Here is a 23,316-nt window from a genome sequence, read left to right as displayed (position 1 = left end):
ACGTCGACTTCGTCTTCAGAAACCGAGATCGTTTCGATCACGTCGTCGCACGCTGCGTTGGCGGCTTTGCTGACGTCCTCAAGGCTGTACCGTTCGTCGGCCATTGCTGCTTCCTTTCTTCGTCCCCCGTTGGGACACCGCAACGCTCAGGCCGGAACCTGAGCGCCACGGCGTGTCTCAACGACTAGTCAGTACGTGAGTTGTCGGCATTGCTCGGGAGTGGCCGCTAAGAGCCGATCAAGCAGCAGGTAGAACTTACCGCGTTCGATGCACCATCCCCACGTGATGCTTTCGAACGGGATTCCATAACGAATCGTGAGCCATTCGTCGCCCCCGTCGTCTTGGTTGATAAAGCATAGATCCTTGTAATAGAAGGCTGCCCCGAGACACCAATTGCCATGGGCTAGCTTTTCCTTCAGTTCCCGTTTGGTTTCGCAGCGGTGGAAACTCTCAGCCGTGAATGGCGGGTCATCGGCGTATTTGATCCACTGGTTGTCCCTGCCGATTCGTAACCACAGTTCGATCTGTTCCTCGCTCACCGTGTCCTCCTGTTCCATTGGGACACCGCAACGCTCAGGCCGAGACCTGAGCATCACGGCGTGTCTCAACGGCTCAGGAGTCAATTCGGTACACGAACACCCGCGCGCCGATGTGCATTGCGTCGAACCACTGCAAGGCGACCCATACGTGCGCCCAGTTGAACGACAGCCGGAGGTAGTCAGGTAGTGCCTTGACCGTCTCCCCGTCGACCTCCAGGCAGTATTGCGCCGCGAAGTTCTCTTCGGACTCGTAAATGCCCTGCCCGTTCTCCTTGATCCACTGCGCGACTTCCCACCCGTCCATGGAGCGGTTCAGGTGTCCGTCGCTGTCCAATTCCTGGACCACGGAGCGGATCGCGTCACGGTCGAGGTCCGATAGCGGACCCGGCGTGTCCGTTTCCAGGTAGTCAACCACCGAACGAAGCCACCCCATTTTTTGATCACCTTTCCAATCGAGTCCGTTGGGATACCGCACGACACGGGCCACGGCCCGTGTCGCACGGCGTATCTCAACGGTTCAGATCAGCCGTAGACGACGTCGCCTAGGACGGCGACTTGCACAATGCAGTCGAACGAGTCGGCATCGAGCTGGCATAGCTCGTCTTCAGCGTCCGCGTGACTTTCGGCGGTCAGAACGTCGCGAGCCTGGCGCACGTATCGATCAGCGAGCGATGTGCCGCCGCGCTCGATCTTCTCCATTGCCGCAAGGATTTCGTTGTGGCCAACGGTGGCCGAACGATCGAGGTTGTCGGATTCGGTGATCTTCACCGACCACTCGCCGGTGACGTCGCCTTTCTCGGTGACGTTTCGCCATTCGCTGTAGTCGAACCACGATGAGCCGTGGTGCAAGGAGTCAAGCAGGATGTAATAGGTGTCTTGCTGGCTCAGGTGTGCCATTTCTCCTCCGTATCCGTTGGGATACCGCACGACACGGGCCAGTGCCCGTGTCGCACGGCGTATCTCAACGGCGGACCGGAATAAGCGCGTGAGCGCGGAAGCGATCACCGTGCATCTCGGTTCCGCACCCGTCGCAATCGCTGGTGCTGTAACCGAGTTCCATGCTTTCGCAGTCGTCCGGGTCTTCGTGGCGGCTGCACTGCTCGTCGCAGTCGCTACCCGCCACCAAGTGGCGGACGTCGTCCCCCCAGATTTCGCGCTGTCCGATCTCGCAGGTAAGCGCAGAGCCGTACGGACGAACTTCTAGCGTGTCGTCCGGCCGCGCTCCCGCGCGTTCCTGCATTACGGCTTCGGCGTCTTCTTTGGACCAGTCACCGTTGGTGGGCCAGGTTTCCCACATGCGGTAGCGCTTGTTCCAAACGCCGTAGCCGTCCGTTCCATCGTTGAACTCGCCGTTTGCAATCAGGTGAAGGCAAACAACACAGACGTCTAAATCGTGGATGTCGAACTCGCTCATATGCTCCTCTTCCTTCGGGTCTGAACCCTTTAGGCGTGAGCGCATATCGCTATGCGCTCCACCTGAAACGTTCAGTCGACGGAGTAGATGAAGCCGTCTTCGGCTTCGATGTTGTGTTCGCCGTAGACCTTTGCGGATTTGGTCAGTCGGTCGCCCTTGTCGCCGAGTCCGCGATCCCAGAATCCGGTTCCGTGTCCCTGGCGGGTGAGCATGAAGTCATGGCCTGCCTGCTGTGGGTCAATGCCTCCGAGGTCTGGCCAGTTGGAGTCAAAGAAGTCTTTGCAGTCCTCTTTGATCTTGTCCCACAGGTCCTCGTGGAAGTCTTCGGTAGTGAAGTCTTCGTCCATCGGAGTGGTCCCGCACTCGCACTCTGTGCGGTTGCAGTCCACATCGTGGTAGTCGACGTAGTACGCCTGCCACAGCAGGCATTCGGCGTAGCCGTTCGCCATTTCTTCGATGTACTCTTCGACGCTCATTTCATCCCCTTAGATTGATGCGTCCGGAAAGCGCCTTGCCGAATCACTGCCACTCGGTGACCGCTTTTACGGGTCAAGGCTTTTGCGGCGGAGATGAGCGAATATGGAGTTGTCAAAGAACGCATGCAGATCCCGGAGGATCTTGGGAATTCCGATTCGGTGCCTTGCGGTGTGGCGTTAAGCCTACGGATAAGGCTATGTTGGTCAAGCTAATGTGGCGGCAGTCACATACTGAAGAAGCAAAAAGTCTCTGACCAGGGGAAATGTCCACATGCACGCATGGGGTGGGAGCACCCGTAAGCAGCGGCTACCGCGTACCTGGTCGCACCTGCGGTCACAGGTGATGCGTAGGGACGCCTACACCTGCCAGATCAACGGACCGGATTGTGTGCGTGTAGCGACTGATGTTGATCACATACAACGTGGTGACCTGCACGAACTAGACAACCTGCAAGCCGCATGCAAGCCATGCCATGCACGCAAGTCCGCTCGTGAGGGTGTGCAGGGGCGCGCACGTCGTGCCGCGCTGCGGCTACGTCCGGCCGAGAGGCACCCAGGGTTGACCGGCGAGCACTGACCCAGGGGGGAGGCCCCTTCCCCCGGTCATTCGGGCTCGGTGGGCATAGCGCTCCAGCCGTTGTACGGGTTTTCAGGTCGCGAAACGGCCATTCCTTTTCGATTCGATTGGACTTTCATGCACACGGGATATGTCTGGAACCCGTTGATGGCCTGGCACGACACGGGCACGTCGGCGGGCCTGTTCAAGCCCTCCCCGCTGGCTGGGATTCAGCCCGGCGAGCACTTCGAGCACCCCGACACGAAGCGTCGGCTCGCTGAGCTGATCGAGACGTCCGGGCTGCTCTGGCACCTGGACCGCATGGACCCGCTGCCCATCGAGCGCGAGGACTTGGAGCGCGTCCACGACGCGACCTATCTCGACTGGTTGGAGCGGACGAGCGCGGACGGCGGTGGCCGGGTCGACGGTTCCAGCCCGTTCGGTCAGGGGAGCTACCAGATCGCGTGCCTGGCTGCCGGGAGCACGGCGTCGGCGATGGATGCGGTCTTGGAAGGCTGGGTCGACAACGCCTACGCCTTGACCCGGCCGCCCGGCCACCATGCGCGCCGCAAGGGCGGCCTCGGCTTCTGCCTGATCAACAATGTCGCGGTCGCGATCGCCCGCTCCATCGCCCGCGGCGACGCCGAGCGGGTCGCCGTCGTGGACTTCGATGTCCATCACGGCAACGGCACGCAGGACATCTTCTACGCCGACCCGAATGTGCTGACGATCAGCTTGCACCAGGACCAGTTGTTCCCGGCGAACTCCGGTCACCTGCACGAAACCGGTGTGGGGCCGGGCGTTGGTGCCAACCTGAACGTCCCGTTGCCTCCGGGCTCGGGCCGCGGCGCCTACCTGACCGCCTTCGATGACGTCGTGCTGCCCGCGCTGCACCGGTTTGCTCCGGACGTGATCGTGGTCGCCGCCGGGTACGACGCTGGGGCCTACGACCCGCTGGGGCGGCAGATGCTCACCAGCGCGACCTACCGGGAGATGACCCGCAAGCTCCTGGCCGCGGCCGACGAGCTGTGCGACGGGCACCTGGTCGCCAGCCACGAAGGCGGCTACAGCCCGTGGGCCGTCCCGTTCCACGGCTTGGCCGTCGTCGAGGAGCTGGCCGGCACCCGAACCGGCGTCGCTGATCCCTTCGCCCGCAGCTTCGCCACCGCAGGCCAGCAGGACCTACAGCCGCACCAGCGGACGGCGATCGACAAGGCCGCCAACCTCGTGGCCAACATCCCGTCGCCGCACGCCGGGCACCAGCCGCGGTAAGCGACAGCCGCAGCGCCACAGCACCGATCAGAGAAAGGAGGGTCACGACATGGGCACTCGTGGCCCTGTTCCCAAGCGATCCGAACAGCGGATTCGCCGCAACCGCACGGACCTGCCCACCGAGTCGGTGACCGAACTCGGCGCCGTCAGTGCACCGGACCTCGGACTCGACGACCCGCACCCACTCGTCGCGGACTGGTACCGAGCGCTGACCGAATCCGCCCAGGCGCGCTACTTCGAACCTTCGGACTGGCAGACCGCGCGATTCGTCGCGCACACGATGGACCGCTATGTCCGGTCGTCGAAGCCCTCGTCTCAGATGTTCGCCGCGCTGATGAGCGCGATGTCGGACCTGCTGGTCACCGAGGGCGCTCGGCGCCGCGTGCGGATCGAGATCGAGCGCGGACAAGCCCAGGAGAAGGCCAGCGTGTCGGCGATCGAGGACTACAAGAAGCTGCTCAGCGGGTGAGACCCACCTCCCCGCGAGACCAGCGAGGGGAGGTGATGCCCATGACAGCTCTTAAGGAATCGACACCGCTGGACGCGGTCGTGATCGGGCCGACCGGCCTACCTGAGAAGACCCTTGGCTGGAGTTTGCTCGCCTGGACCGCCGACTACCTGAAGCAGCCGGACGGGGACAACGCCGGATCACCCTGGAAGTTCACCCGAGAACAAGCCCGCTTTCTCTTGTGGTGGTACGCCGTGAACGAGCACGGCCGCTTCGTCTACCGCAACGGCGTGCTCCGCCGCCTTAAGGGCTGGGGTAGAGCAAGGACCCGTTCGGCGCGGTGTTGTGTGCGCTCGAACTGTGCGCCCCGGTCCGCTTCGACGGCTGGAACGCTGAGGGCGATCCGGTCGGGCGGCCGGTTGCGGCGCCGTGGGTGATCACCGCCGCGGTGTCGAAAGACCAGACGAGGAACACCATGAGGCTGTTCCCGTCATTGCTGTCGGATGCGTGCGTGGATGAGTACGGCCTCGACATCCACCACGAGATCATCCATAAGGCCGGTGGCGGGCAGATCGAGTCGGTGACCAGTTCGCCGCGGGCACTCGAAGGCGCCCGCGCGTCGTTTTCCCTGCTCAACGAGTCGCATCACTGGTTGTCCAACAACGACGGCCACGAGATGTACAAGGTCATCGTTCGCAACGCGGTGAAGACCCGGTCCCGGCACCTCCAGATCACTAACGGGCACGTCCCGGGGGAAGAAAGCGTCGCTGAACTGGCGTGGGAGGCGTACCAGAAGATCCAGGCGGGCCAGGCCCGCGACACCGGGATGCTGTACGACTCCCGCGAAGCCCCGCCAGAGACCGACATCCACGACGAGGAGTCGCTGCGGCAGGGAATTCTCGCCGCCCGCGGCGACGCCATATGGCTCGATGTCGACAGCCTCATCGCCGAGATCCATGACATCCGCAATCCGTTGTCGGTCTCGCGCAGGTTCTATCTGAACCAGATCGTGGCGGCCGAGGACTCCTGGATGGCCCCGCACGAGTGGGATCGCTGCCGGGTCGACGCCGAGCTGAAGCCGGGCGACCGCGTAACCCTCGGCTTCGACGGCTCCCGCTCGGATGACTCCACCGTGCTGATGGCCTGTCGCGTCGACGACGGCGTTCTGTTCCGGCTGGCCGCCTGGGAACACCCGGCCCACCAGTCCGACTGGGAGGTCCCGCGCGAGGACGTCGATAACCACGTCCGCGCCGCCTTCGAGCGCTACCGCGTGATGGCGATGTATGCCGACATCGCCTACTGGGAGTCCTATGTGGATTCCTGGGTCGCTGACTTCGGCCGCCGCGCCAAGCTCAAGGCCAGTCCGCGCAGTGCGTTCGCCTTCGACATGCGCGCTCGCATCCGTGACTTCGGCCTGGGCTGCGAGAACTTCCTTGAGGCGGTGCTGAACCAGCACGTCAGCCATGACGGCGATCCGCTGCTGCGCCAACACGTGCTCAACGCCAAGCGGCGGGTCACGAAGTACGACCACATCGGCATCGGCAAGGAAACCCGCGACAGCAAGCGGAAAGTCGACGCCGCGGTGACGGCGGTCCTGGCATGGATGGCGCGCCAGGAAATCGTCAAGGGCCGCGGCCTGGGAGCGAGAAAGGTGGTGTTCCACCGCTGATGAATCAAGCCGAGCTGGACACCATCGATCGGCTCCAGATCGAACTGACCGGCCGTGAGCCGTTCACGCAGGTGGAGACGGCCTACTACGAGGGCGAGCAGCGGCTTGCCGCGATGGGTCTGGCGATCCCGCCCGAGATGCGCAACCTCTCGGTGATCGTGAACTGGCCCGCGATGTTCGTCGACTCGATCGAGCACCGCCAGGACGTCGAGGGCTTCCGGCTGGCCGGCCAATGGCGCGGCGATGAGCAGCTTTGGGAGTGGTGGCAGTACAACGACCTCGATGAGGAGAGCAGCCTCGCGCACCTGGAGGCGCTGATCCACGGACGGGCGTACCTGTGCGTCGGCTACAACGAGGAGGACCCCGAGGTTCCGCTGATCACGGTGGAATCCCCGCAGAGCATGATCGCGGTCAGCGACCCGCGTACCCGCCGGGTGACCGCGGCGTTGCGGCTCTACGAGCCCGAGCACGCACAGGGCGTGCAGGGCTGTGTGCTCTACCTGCCGGAGGTGACGATCTATGCCGAGCAGGTCGATGGCCGGTGGGTGGAGACCGACCGGCACGAACACGGGCTCGGCGTCGTGCCCGTGGTCGCGTTGATCAACCGTGCTCGGGTTTCCGACCGGCAGGGCCGCACCGAGATGAAGCGCATCATGGGCCTGACCGACGCCGCCTGCCGCTCCCTGATGAATCTCCAGGGTGCGCAAGAGCTGATGGCCACGCCGCAGCGCTACATCCTCGGCGCGGACGAGAAGCTATTCGTCGACGAGCACGGCAACCCGGTGCCCACGTGGCAGGCATACCTTGCGCACATCCTCGCGATCCCGGAGGGCGGCACGGAGGTCAAGGTCGGCCAATTCTCCGCGGCGGACCTGCGCAACTTCACCGAAGTGCTCAACGCCTACGCCCACCACGTCTCCGCGCTGACCGGGCTGCCGTCCCACTACCTCGGGCTGTCCACCGACAACCCCGCTTCGGCGGATGCGATCCGCTCCAGCGAAGCCCGGCTGGTGAAGTCCGTGGAGCGCAAGAACAGGGCGGCCGGGGGTGCGTGGGAACAGGCCATGCGGATCGGGCTGCGAATCACCGGAGGCGACCCCGATGCCTACCGGCGCTTGGAAACGATCTGGCGAGACCCGGCCACGCCCACGGTCGCGGAGAAGGCCGATGCGGTGCAGAAGCTCTCGGGCGGCCAGCCGCTCTACGACCGCGAGACCGCGTTGGAAGAACTCGGCATGAGCCCCGAACGGATTCGCGTGGTCATGCAACGGGTCGCCGACGATCCGATGCTCAAGCTCATGGCGATGGAAGGAGGCGAGGACGGTAGCGCTGACGATGAACCAGTACAGCAGCAGACAGGCGGGGATCGTACGCCGTCTGGCGCGAGCGATCCTGCGGCTGCTTAGCCCCTTCCGCGCCCAGGCGCTCACCGAGCAGCAGTACAACGTCCTGCTCGGACAGATGTATGACCTGGTCGACGATGCGCGGCGGGAGTCCGCGAAGGCGGCTCGGGAGTTCTTCGACACGCAGTGGAACGCGGAGCTTCCCGACGCTGACACGCCGGACGTGGATCTGGCGGCCTACCGCCCGGAGTGGTTCGAGGCCGCCATGCGTCCACTGAAACCGCAGTTGACCAGCCGCAACACCCCACGCGAGACCATCGCCCGCGCCTCCCAGGTCGCGACCAAGGAGGCCGAGAACGGCGGTCGTCGCACGATCATCCGCGCCGTTGAGACCAATAAGCGCCTCGTCGGGTGGGCACGTTATGACCCGGAGCCGCCGACGTGCGCGTTCTGCTTGATGTTGATCAGCCGCGGACCCGTCTACACCTCGGAGAGCGCCGCGAACTACAAGACACGGAAAGCCAAGACCTACCGGGGAAACGACCGCGAGACCTTCCATCCCGGCTGCACCTGCAAGGTCGTGCCGGTCTTCTCTCGCGACCGGTGGGAAGGCCGCGACCAGTACCGCGACGCGGAGAAGCTGTGGCAGGACGCCACTCGCGGTTGGTCCGGCAAGAACGCCTTGAACGCCTTTCGGCGTGCTGTTGAAACCCAGCGTCGCCACGACATTCCCGACGCTGCCTGATATCGCCGCCCCTGGCGGGCGGGCACCTCATTGACCTGGTCCTGGAGGCCATCCATGTCTGAGCAGTCGCCCCTGCCCGAATCCGCTGACAACGACCTGGCCCTGGAGGCTGAGTCGACAGAGCCGGATCGGGAAACGGTCGAGCATCTGCCGGAATTCGCCCAGAAAATCATCAAGGCGTTGCGTAGTGAAGCCGCGACTCACCGGCACAAGGCCCGGCTCGCGAACGAGAAAACCGCCACGCTCGAACAGGAAACCGCCGCGCTGCATGCGGCGAAGATGAACACCGAAGCGGACCTGGCGTCTGCCCGGCTGGATCTGACTCGTCTTCGCGCCGCGTTGGCTGCTGGTGTCCGTGCGGACTTGGCCGAGGACTTCGCTGCCCGCCTGCACGGCTCGACCGAAGAAGAGATCGCCGCTGACGCCGAGCGTTTGAAGAACACCTTCGGTGTGTCCGCGCGGCGCGGTGATCCCTCGCAGGGCGCTTCGGGTGGAACGGCGCTGACCGACCACCCCCTGACCAATTTCTTCCTCTCGCGCAAAACGTAAGGAGGGGCTGTGGCGTTCGAAAACGAAATCGCGCCGAATGAGCCCACGACCAACCATGCCCTCGCTGACGGGCGTCACCAGCTCCGGATGGCGCACCTGCAAGAACACGATGTGCCACGGGCCATCGTCGATGACATCTTCCGCGAGGCCCAGGAATCCTCGCTGGTGCTCCGCGTGGGCCGCCGGGTTCCGGTGGGCTACGGCGAGACGATCATCCGTGTCGATGGCGTGGAGCCCGAGGTCGGCCAGGTCGGTGTGGGAACCCGGCCGCAGGACCGCGAGGGCTATGCCAAGCCCGTGTCCGGTGTGAGCTGGGGGCACAAGTCGTTCGGGCCGATCAAGCTGGCCACGATCGTGACCGCGTCCTCGGAGTGGGAGCGTGCCAGTCCGCTGCCGTTCTACCGCGACCTGCAAAGCAAGATGTCGCGGGCCATCGGCCGCGGTGTGGACCTCGCGGTGTTCCACAACCGGCGCCCGGACACCGGAATGCCGCTGTTGGGTACGGAGCTGAACAGCTCCGTCAACGCGACGCCGAACCGGATTTGGCTCTCCGGCGACATCTATACCGACATCATGACCGGCTACACGATGCTGGCCGAGTCGGACAAGGATCTCAGCCAGTTCGCCGCGGACGAGCGCATCCGCCCGCAGTTCATCTCGGCCCGCGATCACAACGGCAACCAGGTGTTCCAGTCCCGGTTGAACCTGGCCGACCCGTTCGACACGATCGCCGGCCTGCGCGTGGAGTACGGCAAGGCCGTTCCCGCTCGGCTCGGTGCGTCGCGCGATACCGGCGTGCGGATGTTCGCGGGCGACTTCAGCCAGATCGTCTACGGCTACGCCGATGCGATCACGCTCAAGCGCACTGACGTCGGAACGATCGAGGTCGACGGCGAGCAGATCAATCTCTGGCAGACCAACCAGGTCGCCTACCTCGTCGAGGTGACGTTCGGGTGGCTCGTCAACGACCCGAACGCCTTCGTCGCCTACGAAATGGCGCCACCTGCCCACGTGGCCGCCGCTGCCTGAAAGGAGACGAGAATTGACTGACATCAACACGCTGCCCGAGCTGCACGAGGGCGACCAGGGCCACATCGAGGCCCACAACACCATCCGCGCGATCCTGCGCGACCACGAGGCCCGGCTGCGCGACCTGGGAGTCCGGATCTCCCGCGTGGAGTCCAAGCCGTGGATTCCCGAGGACCCCGACAACCACGAAGGCCGCCAGCCGTGGATTCCCGAGGACCCGCGCCAGAATCCCGAACTGCCCGAGCAGCCGCCGCAGCGGCAGAACCCGGAGCTGGCCGAGCAGACCCCGACTGCGCAGCGTCAGCCGCGTCAGGGCAGGTGAGGCCCGATGGCTCGTTTGATCGCTCCGACCGGCCGCGAGATCCACGTGTTCGGGCCGATGGTCCCGGCGCTGCTGGCGGTCGGCTACAAGGATGCTGACGCCGAGCCGTGCCCGGACAACGACGAGGGGGACGGCGATGGCGGTAGCGACAGCACAGGACGTGGCTCTGCGGCTCGGCAGGGATCTGGGCGAAACCGAGGTCCCGCAGGTGGAAGCCCTGCTAAGCGACGCGGAAACGCTGATTCTGACGAGGCTGCCTGACCTCTACGCCCGCATCGAGCACGGCCGCCTCGCGGCCGAGGTGGTCGTGCTCGTCGAGGCCACCGCGGTCATGCGGGTCCTGCGCAACCCGGCGGGCATCCGCTCGCAGAGCGCGGACGCCTACAGCGTGAGCTACGACGAGCGTGCCGCGTCCGGAAACCTGGACCTCAAGCCCGAGGAATGGCGACTGCTGGGGGTCCGCAGCGGACTGTTCGTGATCCGGCCCGTGCTTCCGCCCGCGGCGTGGTGGTGATCCCGAGTGCGCTTCGCAAACCCGATCACTGTCACTGTGCGCCGCCTCGCGGTGGATGCCTTCGGCGACGAGGCGGTCGCCGCGACCTTCGCGGTGCCCGGCTGCGGCCTGGCGCAGCAGTCGGCCGACGAGACCCCCGGCGACTTCCGCCAGGAGGCCACAACCCGGCTGCGGCTGCTGGCCCCGGCGGAAGCCGATGTGCGGGCAGGCGACGAAATCGTGCTGCCCACCGGAGAGCGCTACCGGATCAAGGGCGCCCCCTCGGCGCCTCTGTCCCCGTTTACCGGGTGGCGGCCGGGTGTGGTCGCCGACATGGAAGAGGTGAAGGGATAGTGCGGTACCGCCGCAACAGCCGCAGTACCGCCCGGTTCCTGCGGTCTGCGCAGCTCTACCCCGTGGTGCGGGACATGACACGGGAGATTGCCCGCCGAGCACGACGTCTCGCGCCCATCGGTGACACAGGCGAGTACGTGGACGGCATCACCACGCACTACCACGGCGGATGGACGGACGGGCGTCTCGTGGGCGAGGTCGAAGCGACCGCCCCGCATTCAGCAGCGGTCGAGTTCGGCAACGCGGGAAACAAGCACTCCGCACAGCACGTGTTGCGCCGTGCCGCCTCCGGCGAGGGGTAGCCCATGTACTCGGACAAACGCCCGTTCCCTGATGCCGAACGAGTGGTCATGGCGCTGCTGGGGGACCTGGCGACTGTTGTGGTGGTGACACCACGCGAGATCATCGAGCCGCTGATCCAGGTGCACCGGGCGGGCGGCTCTGACAACGGCGTGACGGATGTCGCCCGGCTGGAAACCGAGTGCATCGCCTTATCCCGCCATGACGCGTGGCGTCTGGCTGAAGCGGTGCGGCAACGCATTCTTAACTCCGGGGCGACTGTCCACGGTGGAGCGCTGATCGACCGCACCGCAGTCGAGATCGCTCCGCAGCAGATACCCGATGAAAACCCCGACATCCGGCGCGTAGTGGCTACCTACCGGCTGTCCATGCGCCGCCCGTTGTCTGTGGGAAAGGAATGAAGACTTGCCTGCGTATGAAGAAATCGCCAATCGGCAAGCGGAGCTGATTCGTAAGGCGCTCGCTGGCTCCGTGTTTGTCGCCCCGTACGGGGCACCGCTTCCGGAGCGGTTAACCAGTGGCCGCGACGCGGCACTTGTTCCCCTGCCGCAGGGGTATGGCGACCTGGGATGGATCAACAAGGACGACGGTGTGAACTGGGCGCGTGAAACCGAGGTCTCCGAGGTGACCTCGTGGGGAGCGTGGGAACCCACCCGTCGTGACATCCAAAGCGATGTCACGGAAATGACGGTGGTCGCCCAGGAGACCAACATCAAGACTCTCGGGATGTACAACAACACCGACCTGTCCAGGGTGCGCGCTCACCCCGAGACCGGGGAAGTTTCGTTCGCCACCGCCGTGCGCCCGGCCACCCAGTACTGGCGGGTCTTCGCGGTCTTCGCCGATGGCGCCGGAGACGACACGATCTATGTCGGCCGCCTGCTGCCGCGCGCGATGGTCTCCGAGGTCGGCGAACAGGTGTGGACCGATGGCGAAGACGACGCGGTCTCCTACGAGATGACGCTCACGGCCACTCGTGATTCCGAGGCCGGCTTCAGCATCCGGCACTTCTTCGGCGGACCGGGATGGCGAAAGCTGCTGTCGAAGATGGGATTTGAGGCCGACCAGGACGCGCCTGCAACGCCGCATCGGCCACGCCGGAGCGTCAGCGTCGTGTCCGCGACCGTGACGAGGGCTGCATGAGTACCAACAGCAGAAGGGGAAAACCCGTGGAGCAGCGCAACGTTCGCACCTTCGACCAGTTCCGGGACGAGGCTGGTCGCGCCGAGCCCTATCCGCTGGATCTGGGCGGCGGCAACATTATCGAGATCCCGGCCCCGGACACCACCGAGCAGGTGTTCACGCTCAGCGAGAACGGCCACAAACCGCGCGAGGCGCTGAAGGCGTTGTGCGGCGAGTACTTCCCCCAGGTCTACGCCAAGATCAAGAACGAGCACATTTCCGTCTTCAACAACCTGGTCGCCGACATGACCGAGCACTTCGGCATGGGCAGTGCCCCTTCTGGGCATGGCGGGAACTGATTGAGCTGATCAACCGCTACGGCGAGGAGATCGAGTACGACCTTCTCGGCCTGGGGATCGACATCCTCGACTTCTACCGCGGGAAACACCCGTGGATGCGGTTGTTCCGGATCTTGAATCAGCTCCCGCGCACCTCGCATTTCCACGCCGCGGTGCACAACGATGACGAGCGGGTCAGCACACTGATCGGTCGCGACGGAGACGAAAAGGAAGGCGCTCGCCCGCCCCGCCCGCCGTTGGAAACCTGGACGCAAGAAGCCGAACTCCTGGCGCTGATCGCGGATCTACTTGCCCACCAACGCGCGGACTTCGCCCAAGTGCACAGCAAACACCACCGATGGCGTGCGCCGAAGCCAACGCCACGACCTGAAACCGCATGCGAACGCGCCCAGCGGCGCAGTGAACACCAACGCCACCGCGACATCGTCGCGTCGATGCTCAGCACGTAATACGAAAGGAGGCGGTGCGGCCGATGGCGAAATTCGAAGCGGGCACCGCCTTTGTCCAAATCGTCCCGAGCATGCGGGACTTCCACAAGGCCATCCGGCGCGCGTTGAAGGGCATCGCTGATGAGGTCACCATGCCGGTCTCGGCGGACGCCGCCGGAGCCGAAGCGGTCCTGAAACGGATCAACAACGACCTCGAAGCACAGGCGAAGGTTGACGTGTCCGCCGACACCGCACCCGCGCGGGAGAACGTGGAGCAGTTCCAGCGCGACGTCGAACGCAAGTCGGCGACGATCCGCGTGCACGCCGAGACCTCGAACATCCTGGCAGACACGCAAACGATGCTGGCCAAGCAGAACACCACCAGCGTCACCGCAGAGGCCGACGTCAAGCGCGCCCAGGCCCAGATCGACGCCCTGGCCGCCACCGCCCCACCGGTCGAAGTGCCGGTCGACGCCGATATCGCCAAGGCCGAGGCCAAGATCGCCGCACTCGCGGCGAAGAAGGCCACGGCCGAGGTCGAGGTCACCGCGACTATCGACCAGGCCCGAGCCCGCATCGAGGAGCTGACGACCCAGCGCCGTGCGCGGGTGATGGCCATCGAGGCGGACATGGCGCCGATCCGCCAGCAGATCGCCGCACTGGTCAAGCAGCGCGACGAGAAGAAGATCGACGTGACCGCCGAGATCACCAAGGCTGAAGCCCAGTTGGCCAAGCTCGATGCCCAAAAGCGCGGCATCCAGGTCCAGGTCGACGCCGACATTTCCCGCGCTGAGATGCAGATCGCCAAGGCCCAGGCGCAGTGGGAGCACACAGCGCTGACCGTCGACGCCGACACCGCCATTGCTGAGGCTAAGCTCGCCGAGCTGCGCGAAAGCGCCGACGAGCTGGACGGCAAGAAAATCGCCATGCGCGCCGACGTCGAGGGCGCCGAGCGCGCGATCAACGTGGTCGGCCTGCTCGCCGCCGGGCTGTCGACGCTCGGAGCTGCGGCACCAGCCGCCGCCGCAGGACTGGCGGCAGTACCGGCGTCCTTGGTGGGGATCGGGCAGGTCGCCGGAGCGGCCATCGCCGGATTCAACGGCATCGCCGACGCCGTCAAGGCGATGGAAACCGTGCGGATGGACAACCTCGTTGCTCCGGGCGCCACCAAGGAACAGCTCGACAAGATGCACGACGCCCTGGCGGCGCTGACTCCAGCCGGTCGTGAGTTCGCGCTGTTCCTGCACGGCCAACTGTTGCCCGCGATGCGCGGCATCGGCGACAGCGTGCAATCCGAAATGCTGCCACCCATCCAGGAGGCGCTGGGCCAGATGATGGCCCTTGGACCGCAGGTCAACCACGCCCTGACCTCCACCGGGCAGGTGCTCGGGGACGTGGCCAAGCGGTCGGCGCAGATGATGACCTCGCCGCTGTGGAGCAACGACTTCACGCTCGTGGCCGAAGCCAATAACCGCATCATGGCCTCGCTCGGCGGTGCCGGGCTCGCCTTAGCCGATGCGCTGCGCTCGGTCACCGCAGCGGCCATGCCGATGCTCGACACGTTCGCGCAATGGGTCGAATCGCAGGCGATCCTGGTCAACCAGTTCATCCAGACCAAGCGCGCCAGCGGAGAGCTGGGCGTGTGGTTCTCCCAGATGGGCGATCGGCTCGCCGAGTTCGGGGCCATCGCCGTGCAAGCCGGAACCGGGATCGCCCAGCTCCTCAATACGCTTGCTCCGTTGGGCATGGCTGTGGCCAGGATGGTCGGCAGCATCGCCGAGTTCGTCGGCAACTTCGCCACGACGATGCCGGTGCTGACCCAGGTTGGCGGCGCCGCCCTCATCGCCCTGGCGGGCTTCGTCGCCCTCGGCCGCGGAATCGGCGGCGTCGCGGCGGCCATCACCTCGGCTCGCGCCGGATGGCAGGCGCTTGCCGGGCTCATGACCACCTGGCAGGCACGCGCCACCGCCGCAGGTGCGGCGATGGGTGCCGTCGCCACGTCGATGACCGGCAGCGTGACCGCAGGCCAGCGAGTCAGCACCGCAGTCGGGGGCGTGGCGGCCGGGTTCGCTCGACTGGTCAGCGTGGTACCCATCGCAGGCGTCGTCCTCGGCGGTGCCGCACTGGCACTTGATTCCGTAGCCACCAACGCCGACGAGGCAGCGAACTCCCTACTCAAGGGCGGAAGCGCCGCCCAGCAAGCGGTCGCCTCCATCAAGGAAGACAACTCGCTTGGTGGTCTGGGATGGCTGGACGCCTTCGGCGGGCCGGGTCAGTGGATCAAGGGCCAGTTCACGACCACACTGGAGGAAGCACAGGCCAAGGCGCGCGAACTGTACGCGGCGATGACCCCGCTGCAACAAGCACAAACCGACCTGACCAAGGCCCAAAACGACTACGCCTTGGCGGTGCAGCAGCAAGGCCCAGCCTCGGACGCCGCGGCGCAAGCCCAACAGGCTGTGGCTTCGGCGACGGATCGGGTGGAGCAGGAACAGGCCGCCGCAGCCGCCGCGACCAAGTCCCACACCGATCGCATGGTCGAGCAGCAGTTGCAGGCGATCTCGGCGCTGGACAAGGACCTCGCGCTGCGCCAAGCCCTTACCGGGGTCACGCAGGCCCAGCAGCAGGCGGCAGCGGCCGTCGCGCAATACGGAGCGGGCAGTACCCAGGCCACCGTCGCCGATCAGCAGTTGGAGCAGTCGATGTTGCGTGCGGCCCAGGCCGCACGGGACAAGGCGATGGCCCAGCACGAGGGCGCAGCCGCCAGCGACCGCGACCGCATGGCCGCCGCCGCGTTCAACCAGACCCTTGCCGGTCTGGTGGTGCAGGCTGGCACCGCTGCCCCGATCGCGCTGCGGCAATACCTGGCCAACCTCGATGCCTCCGCGCTCGGTGCGATGGGCGCGCGGATGGAGACCGACCGGTTCGGCCACGCCGTGCTGGTGCTGCCCGGCGAGAAGCGGGTGGCCCTGGGCGTCAACGGCGCTGACGAGGCCACCGCTCGGATCAATGCGTTGCGGGCGTCGATCCAGGGACTTCCTGAGTCCCACTGGTTCACCATCTACACCCGCCAGATCGTCGACGCCGTCCAGCCCCCGCCGAAGGACCCGAACGCGCCACCGCTGCCCCTGGGCAACGCCGCTGGCCGGCTCGTGCAGCCCTTCGCCACGGGCGGTATCGCAGGGCTTAAGCCGATGCGCCCGGTTGCCCAGGTGGTGCCGCCGCAGACCTGGCGTGTGGTGGGCGACCGGATGCGTGGTGACGAGGCGTTCATTCCCGTCAATGATTCCGCGCGCTCCCAAGCGATTCTGGCCGAAACCGCCCGCCGTATGGGGTTTGCCCTGCTGCCACAGCAGCAACGACCGGTGGGCATGGCCTCCGGCGGGCTTGTCGGCCCCGCTGCGCCCTACACCAACACCGCGCCACCGCGACGGGTTCTGCCGCGAGACGGAGCCCAGATGGCGGCACCCGGACAGCAGGTGTGGTCGCCACAGATCACCGTCAACGCCCGCACCGATGCCTCGCCGGACCACATCGCCGCCGTGATCAACCGGCAGTTGCGGATTCGCTCTCGCCTGTAAGGAAGGACAACCGTGGAAGGCTCCCCGATCTGGAGCCTCGGCCCTTTGACGTTCGACCCGGAACAACCGGATCGCCACGGCGTGCACTGGATTCTGACTACCGAAGAAGGGTTCTGGGCCTCGCCTGCGACCAACGCGGAACTCAACCCCCAGTTGGCCACGCACGGCGCGTTCCGCACTCCCGGCTGGAAGACCGAACGCACGATCACCTTGGAGGGCCAGGCATTCGCGCCTGATTTCGCAACACTGCGCCGTGCCTCGGCAGCGCTGACCGGCCTGCTCAGCGACCCGTCGACCCCGATGGCACTGACCTGCCATTCAGAGATCGGCGCGCTGACCAGCGAGGTCTACCTTGACGACCAGATCTTGACCAAACCGACCGAAACCGCGGCGCCCGGTTTCGAATGGTCCCTGCAACTGGTCGCGCCCGACCCACGCAAATACTCACTGGCCTGGTACCGCGCCGAGACCAGGCTGCCGTCTCAAGGCACCGGAGGACTGCGGTTCGGAAGCGGACTGCACTTCGGGCGAGCCCGTGGGCTGTCGTTCGGTGAAGACCACAGCTCCGGCGCGATGGTGCTCACCAACGACGGCACCGCCCCCACCGCGCCGCTCTACACCCTGCACGGGCCACTGCACCGCCCCTGGCTGACCGTCACCACCGGCAACCGCACCGCGGCGCTGGCCTACGATGCCACGCTGCACGAGGGCCAGGCCCTCGTGATTGACCCCTCGGTGCCTACGGCGTTGCTCGATGGCGAGATCCCGGCGCGGCAGCGGCTCTTTCCCGCGCAGTTCGCCGACTTCGTTATCCCTGCCGCCTCCTTCGACGGCGAGCCCGGACAGCGCTGTGTGCGGCTGTCCCACGACGGCCCGGCCCGCGCCGAAGGCCGCGTCGAAGCGACCTGGCGCCACGCCTGGTTCTGATCCCGCTTCTGCTAACTGCTCAAGGAGTTCCATGTCCACCATCGGCATGTACGTGACCTCGGACATCGATCCGTGGGCCGTCGAAGGCCAAATCGGTCTTCGCGACGCGCGCATGGCCTTCTCGGCGCTACTGGCCCCGGCACCGCACGAGCCCATCGAGGTCCGAGCCGGAGTGCTGCTCTCGGGAGATTCCGAGGGCTTCGACGGCACCTGCCACACCGCTCTGCGGGTCCAAGCCGCCCAGTCGATGAGCCTCACCGTCGAGCGCGGGAGCTGCGTCATCGCCACCGAGGACGGGCCATATGTCTGCACGCTCGACACCACCACGCGCCTACGCCTGGAGCCGGCCAGCCGGTACATGTCGCGCGTGGACCTCGTCGTCGCGCGGGTCTACGACGACCTCAGCGAGACGCTGTGCCCGTCGAAGCAGCGACGTCACTTCTGCATCGAGGTGTGGACCGGGGACCCGTCGCCGACGACCCCGGCCGTGCCGGAGCCGGACGGCATCGGCTGGATTCCCCTGGCCAAGATCCGCGTCCCGGCCGACACGACCCAGCTCACCCAGGAACACATCACCGACCTACGAGGCCCTGGCCTGGCTACCCGAGGCGGTGTCCGAGTGCTTTACGGCGACGACGCGCGCCCCGGCTCGACCGCGTTCCGCCAGCCCGGCGCCTACCCCGGTGAACAGCGCTGGGTCGCCGAATCCGGCTTCGCCGCGCAGGTCTGGCACGGCGGAGGCGAGGACCGCATGACCCACGGCTGGCACGGCACCCACAACGCCATGACCTACACCGCCACCCCCGGTTCCGGCGACTGGCTGTGGCTGCGCGGAGGGGGAGCGCTGCGCGAGGTGTGCAGCGTGACCATCCCCGACCCCGGCGTGCCCTACACCATCTACCCGACCGGCCGTGTCGTCACCCGGCAGAGCCCGAACACCGCCGTGGACGTCCACATCAAGGTCGGCGACCCCAACACCGGACCAGCGGTGAACTGGGTGGGCAGCGAGACCGGCGCCGCGGAATCCGACACCCACCAGGTCTACAGCGTTCCACCGCTGCGCTACGGACCATTCGTCGGCGACATCCAGGTCTTCCTCACCGCCCAGGTCATCCGCACCAACAACCCCGAGTTCGGCGTGGCCTACCGAGGCGACGACGTCGGCGACAACACCCTGGCGGTCGAGGTCTGGCCGCTGCCCCGCCGCGTGTAGGAGGCAGCCGTGGCCGACGAATGGCGCGTGCTCGTCGCCCAGACCACGACCGGGGAGATCGTCGGCGACATCCGCGCATCCGACGTACCGAAGTTCGAGCGCCGCATCTCAGACCCCGGCAGCTACACCGTCGATGTCTACCTCGGCAACGGCGCCAACACAGCTGCCGACCTGCACGAATTCACCGAAACCGGCCGCTACTCGTGGATCGTCGCCTACGGCGACTACATCTGCCAAGCCGGTCCAGTGTGGACATGGCAGTTTTCCGACCAGGAACGCAAACTCAGCGTGTCCGGCTCGAACGTGTCGAGCCTGTTCGACAAACGCATCTTGCGGAACCCGCACGGGCACACCGCGATCACCGACCCCAGCGAGGATCTGATCCTGCGTGATCTGTCGGTGCGCGGGCTGCTGGCCGAGCTGGTGCGCGCCAACCTCGCCCAGCGCGGCTACCAGCTCCCCATCACCATCCCCGAGGCCGAGCCCGGACCGGAGAGCATCACCTACTACGGATACGACCTGGCCACGGTGTGGGACCGCATGACCGACCTCGCCGAGCGCGACAACGGCTCGGAAGTCGACTTTGCGCCAGAGTTCGTCGACGGGGGACGTCAGATTCGATGGCGCCTGGACATCGGGGACCCGCTGCTCGGTGATCAGAACACGGGCGCGGTGTGGGACTACGGATCGGTGATCGGACCGATCGATACCGACGTCGACGGCGCCACTACACCGGCCAGCCGTGTATGGGTCAAAGGGGCAGGCGAGGGCCGCAATCTGCTGACTGGGGTGGCCGAAGATCCCGCTTTGCCTGCGGCCGGGGTGCCTGGCATCGATCTGGTCGACACCAGCCACGCCGCCGAGCAACGCCAAGACCTGTTGGACTCCTACGCCCGCGCCGCTCTGCAAGGCCAGCGGCAGCCGAACAGCAGGTGGGAGACCACCCTGCGCATCGCTACCGGCGCAACGAGCACCGAGGCGTCGGCGGCGTTAGGGACCTGGGCGCTGGGCGACGCCCCGTTGATCGCGGTGGCCGGGCATCCGTGGATGCCCTCGGCGCATTACCGGCGCCGTGTCGTGTCGTTCGCCGACAGCTCGCCGAACGAGATCCGGATTGACCTCCAACCCGCTCCGTGATGACCAGGAGAACACCTCATGCCGCCACCCGATGACCTCGTACGCCGCATCCGGCGCCTGGAACGCCAGATCGCCGAGCTGACCCGCCGCACCGGCTCCTCCAGCGTCGGAGACTCCGAACCGATCACGGACGTCGTCGGGGACATCGTCGCCAGCGAAGGCGGTGATCTGTCGTGACACTCGATCTCGCCGGAATCCTCCGCGCCGCCGGGCTGGGTGTGGTGGCCACACCGGGTTGGGCTCAGCGCGGCGTCCGCGGAACACCACCGGCTCCGGTCGGCGTGCTCAACCACCACACCGCCACTCCCTCCAGCGACCGCAACCCCGCGCCCAGCGTGCAGCTCACCATCGGCGGACGTTCCGATCTACTCGGGCCGCTGTGCCACATCGTGATCGGAGCCGACGGCACCAGCCACATCATCGCCGCAGGCCGAGCAAACCACGCAGGAAAGGCCAAAGCCTCCGGGCCGAACCCGGCAGGCGACGGCAACACGCTCTATCTCGGCGTGGAGTGGGACTACGACGGCACCCACCCGCCTAGCCCAGCCCAGTACAACGCCGCAGTGCAGGTCAACGCGGCGCTACTGCGTCACCTCGGCCGACCGGCCGAGGCCGCACGGGGCCACAAGGAAACCAGCGTGACCGGAAAGATCGATCCGGCTCACGTCGACATGGACCGCTTCCGCGCCGACGTTGCCCGCGCGATGGCCGGCGGTCCCGCTGATGACGGAGGACTCGAAAGCATGGCACTCGATACCCGATATCGGGATTGGGCGGGCAACGAACAGACCGTCCAGTCCTTCATGGACAACGTCGACCGACGTCTGGCCGCCCTGGAACACATCTTCCTCAAACCCGGTTCCGAACCCAGCCGCATTCCCGGCGACAAGAACCGCACCAACTTGCGTGACGCGATCATGGATACCACGGCCAAGGTAGTGGAGATCCAGCGCGAGATCGGCCGACCAGCACCGTGGCCGGAGCCGCTGCCTTCCGACAACCTCACGCCACCGGCCGAACCTGTTGCGTCGCAGCCGGAATCGCCGCAGCCGCAGCCCGAGGGTGCCCGGCCCGAGCAGTCCACGGACAAGCCCAAATCCCCGGCGCCGAAGCCCTCGCGCAAACCGGGCCGGACCGTGGCCGCGGGAGGCGCGGCCGGTGCGGCGGGCACCGTCGCGGTCTGGATCGCCAGCCTCTACGGCGTCCAGATGCCCGAGCCCGTCGCCGCTGCCATCGCGCTCGTGCTCACTGCGGGCATGTCCTACCTCGTCCCCAGCCCCGCACCACAGCACCGGGAGGCACCCCGCCGATGACCACAGCAACCACGACCCCGGCCGCCGAGTTCTACGCCGCGCAATCCGCCCTGCCCGCCTCGGCCTTCGCGTTCGTCTCCGGCGGAGCGGGCACCGAAAGCACTGTGCGCGCCAACTTCGCGAACTGGGACGCAATACGTCTCGGTCACCGGCTGCCCGCCGATGTCGGCCAGCGGAGCATGTTCACCACCGTGCTGAGCACTCAATCGGCTGCGCCGTTGGCCGTAGCGCCGATGGGCGGGGCCGGCGCGGTCGCGCCGGAGGCTGACCTCGCTATCGCCCGCGCCTGCAAGAAGGCCGGAGTCCCGATGGTGGTGTCCACGATGGCCTCCAGCTCGATCGAGGACATCGCCGCAACCGGCGCCGAGCTGGCGTTCCAGCTCTACCCGCTGCGCAACAAGGACGTTCAGGCCGATCTCGTCCGCCGTGCCGAAGAGTCCGGCTGCCACGCCCTGGTGGTCACCATCGACACCCCACTGCGCCACGGCTCGCAGCGCGAGCAGGCGACAGGCTTCACGCTTCCCGACCCCGCGCACTTCCATGACGTGGCCGACGCCGAGATCGACCCGACCACGACATGGGGAGACATCGAGGTCCTGGCGGGCACGACACGTCTGCCCGTGTGGATCAAGGGCGTGCTCTCGCCGACGCAGGCACAACGCGCAGTGCGGGCCGGTGCTGCCGGGGTGATCGTCAGTAACCACGGCGGCAGGCAGTCCGACGCCGCCCCGGCCACGGCATCGGTGCTCCCGACGATCGCCGGAACCATGAACGACTCCGGCGTACTCGTCGACTCCGGCATCACTACCGGAACCGATGTCCTGCGCGCACTTGCCCTCGGCGCCGACGGAGTCCTGATCGGCCGCCAGATCCTCTACGGGCTCGCCGCCGATGGCGAACAGGGCGTGCAGGCCGTACTCACGCGCATCATCAGCGAGCTGGACAGAGCGCTGGCCTGCGCTGGCTGCGCCACGCTCGCCGAGGCTAAAACGCTGCGTGCGTGACCATTACGCCAGGTCATCAGGGGGACTGGCGTGGCCTCGTCAGTTATCGCTAGGCTTATCACCAGCTCTGACCGAGTGATGCCGCAGGCGAGGGAGTACGGACCGTGGGTATGTCCAGTTCCGCTGAGCAGATCAGCGACGAGTTCCGCGGTCGTGTTGAAGCAGGGGCGCGACACCTCCGCAATATCCACAACGCGCCACATGCAGAGCAAAAACAAATAGCGATCACTCGTCTTGCCGAGGTCATGCTCTGGCTCCGGAAAAACTGTTCTCGCCGTGATGGGGGGATGGATCTTCACGGTCAATCTGGGCTGTACAAGCAATTTGTCGGGCGAATTCGTGCGGAAGCCAGCGCCAGTGATTCTCCGCTGAATATTCCAGCGCAGGTAAATCACAAAATCAGTGAATTGCTTTATGAAGATCCCGATATTAGTGATGAAGTCCGTGCTGCATATGGATTCGGTCCGGCGCCCTCGCATATCGTCGCGCGGCAGAAATACTCCGAACAACGTTCGCGCGAGCGTGCCCTCCGTCGTTCATCTCTGACCGAGGACATTGGTCAGCTCATCCGTGATGTTGAGCAGCTTTCACTGTCCAAACTGGATGATTCTGACAACGACGAGCGCGAGAAGGTCGTCGAGCAGTTGAGCCGCCTGGAGACGTTGGTGCGTGAGCGGCGGGACGAGATCGGCGAGATTTTCTAGCGCTGACCTGCGATAACGG

At 66.1% G+C, this 23,316-nt stretch carries 30 protein-coding genes; 25 read left to right on the top strand and 5 right to left on the bottom strand.

The genetic code is table 11. The features are described from left to right. Positions 1-188 precede the first annotated feature (188 nt). From ABD691_RS27720 to ABD691_RS27700, 5 genes are all read right to left on the bottom strand, one after another. On the bottom strand, positions 189-539 hold the full coding sequence (locus ABD691_RS27720; protein ID WP_344684664.1) for a hypothetical protein: 351 nt from the start codon (positions 537-539) through the stop codon (positions 189-191). A gap of 73 nt (positions 540-612) precedes the next feature. Further along, positions 613-954: a hypothetical protein gene (locus ABD691_RS27715; protein WP_344684662.1), complete on the bottom strand. Its 342-nt coding sequence runs from the start codon at positions 952-954 to the stop codon at positions 613-615. Positions 955-1,061: 107 nt separating this feature from the next. Next, entirely contained in the window at positions 1,062-1,436 is a 375-nt protein-coding gene (locus tag ABD691_RS27710) for a hypothetical protein (RefSeq protein ID WP_344684660.1), read from the bottom strand. A 64-nt stretch (positions 1,437-1,500) separates the two neighbouring features. Then, entirely contained in the window at positions 1,501-1,953 is a 453-nt protein-coding gene (locus ABD691_RS27705; RefSeq protein ID WP_344684658.1) for a hypothetical protein, read from the bottom strand. 71 nt (positions 1,954-2,024) lie between these two features. Beyond that, the gene (locus tag ABD691_RS27700; RefSeq protein ID WP_344684655.1) at positions 2,025-2,429 is read right to left on the bottom strand and encodes a hypothetical protein; all 405 of its coding nucleotides are present in this window, start codon (positions 2,427-2,429) and stop codon (positions 2,025-2,027) included. 271 nt (positions 2,430-2,700) lie between these two features. Here ABD691_RS27700 and ABD691_RS27695 point away from each other — a divergent pair, with 271 nt between their 5' ends. The 25 genes from ABD691_RS27695 (at position 2,701) to ABD691_RS27575 (ending at position 23,297) form a co-directional block, all read left to right on the top strand. Further along, positions 2,701-3,006 carry an HNH endonuclease gene (locus ABD691_RS27695; protein WP_344684652.1) on the top strand — a complete coding sequence of 102 codons (306 nt, stop codon included), beginning with the start codon at positions 2,701-2,703 and terminating at the stop codon, positions 3,004-3,006. Positions 3,007-3,153: 147 nt separating this feature from the next. Then, positions 3,154-4,257 (top strand): class II histone deacetylase, encoded by a 1,104-nt coding sequence (locus tag ABD691_RS27690; protein ID WP_344684650.1) that lies wholly within the window; start codon positions 3,154-3,156, stop codon positions 4,255-4,257. A gap of 49 nt (positions 4,258-4,306) precedes the next feature. Next, positions 4,307-4,726 carry a phage terminase small subunit gene (locus ABD691_RS27685; protein WP_344684648.1) on the top strand — a complete coding sequence of 140 codons (420 nt, stop codon included), beginning with the start codon at positions 4,307-4,309 and terminating at the stop codon, positions 4,724-4,726. Positions 4,727-4,767: 41 nt separating this feature from the next. Then, on the top strand, positions 4,768-5,142 hold the full coding sequence (locus tag ABD691_RS27680) for a hypothetical protein (RefSeq protein WP_344684646.1): 375 nt from the start codon (positions 4,768-4,770) through the stop codon (positions 5,140-5,142). Beyond that, positions 5,139-6,374: a hypothetical protein gene (locus ABD691_RS27675; protein ID WP_344684644.1), complete on the top strand. Its 1,236-nt coding sequence runs from the start codon at positions 5,139-5,141 to the stop codon at positions 6,372-6,374. Before ABD691_RS27680 ends, ABD691_RS27675 begins: the two co-directional genes overlap by 4 nt. Beyond that, positions 6,374-7,780: a phage portal protein gene (locus ABD691_RS27670; protein ID WP_344684642.1), complete on the top strand. Its 1,407-nt coding sequence runs from the start codon at positions 6,374-6,376 to the stop codon at positions 7,778-7,780. Before ABD691_RS27675 ends, ABD691_RS27670 begins: the two co-directional genes overlap by 1 nt. Beyond that, a complete protein-coding gene (locus tag ABD691_RS27665) occupies positions 7,710-8,462 on the top strand; it encodes a VG15 protein (protein ID WP_344684641.1) in 753 nt (250 codons plus the stop codon). The genes ABD691_RS27670 and ABD691_RS27665 overlap by 71 nt, the downstream gene beginning before the upstream one ends. Positions 8,463-8,516: 54 nt before the next feature. Next, a complete protein-coding gene (locus tag ABD691_RS27660) occupies positions 8,517-9,011 on the top strand; it encodes a hypothetical protein (RefSeq protein ID WP_344684640.1) in 495 nt (164 codons plus the stop codon). A 9-nt stretch (positions 9,012-9,020) separates the two neighbouring features. Next, positions 9,021-10,040 (top strand): phage major capsid protein, encoded by a 1,020-nt coding sequence (locus ABD691_RS27655; protein WP_344684639.1) that lies wholly within the window; start codon positions 9,021-9,023, stop codon positions 10,038-10,040. 13 nt (positions 10,041-10,053) lie between these two features. Beyond that, complete coding sequence (locus tag ABD691_RS27650) at positions 10,054-10,362, top strand: hypothetical protein (protein WP_344684637.1); 309 nt, start codon at positions 10,054-10,056, stop codon at positions 10,360-10,362. A 136-nt stretch (positions 10,363-10,498) separates the two neighbouring features. Further along, entirely contained in the window at positions 10,499-10,876 is a 378-nt protein-coding gene (locus ABD691_RS27645; protein WP_344684635.1) for a Gp19/Gp15/Gp42 family protein, read from the top strand. A 6-nt stretch (positions 10,877-10,882) separates the two neighbouring features. Further along, entirely contained in the window at positions 10,883-11,209 is a 327-nt protein-coding gene (locus ABD691_RS27640; RefSeq protein ID WP_344684633.1) for a hypothetical protein, read from the top strand. A gap of 74 nt (positions 11,210-11,283) precedes the next feature. Next, positions 11,284-11,511: an HK97 gp10 family phage protein gene (locus tag ABD691_RS27635; RefSeq protein WP_344684631.1), complete on the top strand. Its 228-nt coding sequence runs from the start codon at positions 11,284-11,286 to the stop codon at positions 11,509-11,511. Between the two features lie 3 nt (positions 11,512-11,514). Then, positions 11,515-11,910 (top strand): phage tail termination protein, encoded by a 396-nt coding sequence (locus ABD691_RS27630; protein WP_344684629.1) that lies wholly within the window; start codon positions 11,515-11,517, stop codon positions 11,908-11,910. A gap of 4 nt (positions 11,911-11,914) precedes the next feature. Continuing rightward, positions 11,915-12,652 carry a phage tail tube protein gene (locus tag ABD691_RS27625; RefSeq protein WP_344684627.1) on the top strand — a complete coding sequence of 246 codons (738 nt, stop codon included), beginning with the start codon at positions 11,915-11,917 and terminating at the stop codon, positions 12,650-12,652. A gap of 26 nt (positions 12,653-12,678) precedes the next feature. Then, positions 12,679-12,990 carry a hypothetical protein gene (locus tag ABD691_RS27620; RefSeq protein ID WP_344684625.1) on the top strand — a complete coding sequence of 104 codons (312 nt, stop codon included), beginning with the start codon at positions 12,679-12,681 and terminating at the stop codon, positions 12,988-12,990. A 95-nt stretch (positions 12,991-13,085) separates the two neighbouring features. Further along, the gene (locus ABD691_RS27615; RefSeq protein WP_344684623.1) at positions 13,086-13,439 is read left to right on the top strand and encodes a hypothetical protein; all 354 of its coding nucleotides are present in this window, start codon (positions 13,086-13,088) and stop codon (positions 13,437-13,439) included. Positions 13,440-13,462: 23 nt separating this feature from the next. Continuing rightward, positions 13,463-16,999 (top strand): coiled-coil domain-containing protein, encoded by a 3,537-nt coding sequence (locus ABD691_RS27610; RefSeq protein WP_344684621.1) that lies wholly within the window; start codon positions 13,463-13,465, stop codon positions 16,997-16,999. Positions 17,000-17,011: 12 nt separating this feature from the next. Next, positions 17,012-17,926: a phage tail family protein gene (locus ABD691_RS27605; RefSeq protein ID WP_344684620.1), complete on the top strand. Its 915-nt coding sequence runs from the start codon at positions 17,012-17,014 to the stop codon at positions 17,924-17,926. Positions 17,927-17,957: 31 nt separating this feature from the next. Continuing rightward, a complete protein-coding gene (locus tag ABD691_RS27600) occupies positions 17,958-19,139 on the top strand; it encodes a hypothetical protein (protein WP_344684618.1) in 1,182 nt (393 codons plus the stop codon). Positions 19,140-19,148: 9 nt separating this feature from the next. After that, on the top strand, positions 19,149-20,276 hold the full coding sequence (locus tag ABD691_RS27595; RefSeq protein ID WP_344684616.1) for a hypothetical protein: 1,128 nt from the start codon (positions 19,149-19,151) through the stop codon (positions 20,274-20,276). An 18-nt stretch (positions 20,277-20,294) separates the two neighbouring features. Then, complete coding sequence (locus tag ABD691_RS27590) at positions 20,295-20,453, top strand: hypothetical protein (protein ID WP_344684614.1); 159 nt, start codon at positions 20,295-20,297, stop codon at positions 20,451-20,453. Beyond that, positions 20,450-21,589, top strand: coding sequence for a peptidoglycan recognition protein family protein (locus ABD691_RS27585; RefSeq protein WP_344684612.1), 1,140 nt, complete (start codon positions 20,450-20,452; stop codon positions 21,587-21,589). Before ABD691_RS27590 ends, ABD691_RS27585 begins: the two co-directional genes overlap by 4 nt. Further along, positions 21,586-22,593, top strand: coding sequence for an alpha-hydroxy acid oxidase (locus ABD691_RS27580; protein ID WP_344684610.1), 1,008 nt, complete (start codon positions 21,586-21,588; stop codon positions 22,591-22,593). Before ABD691_RS27585 ends, ABD691_RS27580 begins: the two co-directional genes overlap by 4 nt. A gap of 104 nt (positions 22,594-22,697) precedes the next feature. Next, positions 22,698-23,297, top strand: a complete 600-nt coding sequence (locus ABD691_RS27575; RefSeq protein ID WP_344684608.1) for a hypothetical protein — start codon at positions 22,698-22,700, stop codon at positions 23,295-23,297. Positions 23,298-23,316 lie beyond the last annotated feature (19 nt).

The sequence above is a fragment of the Saccharopolyspora taberi genome (genome assembly GCF_039534165.1).
GTDB lineage: Bacteria > Actinomycetota > Actinomycetes > Mycobacteriales > Pseudonocardiaceae > Saccharopolyspora_D > Saccharopolyspora_D taberi.
The sequence above is the reverse complement of the archived record's forward strand: the minus strand, read 5'-3'. Positions and strand labels throughout refer to the sequence as shown.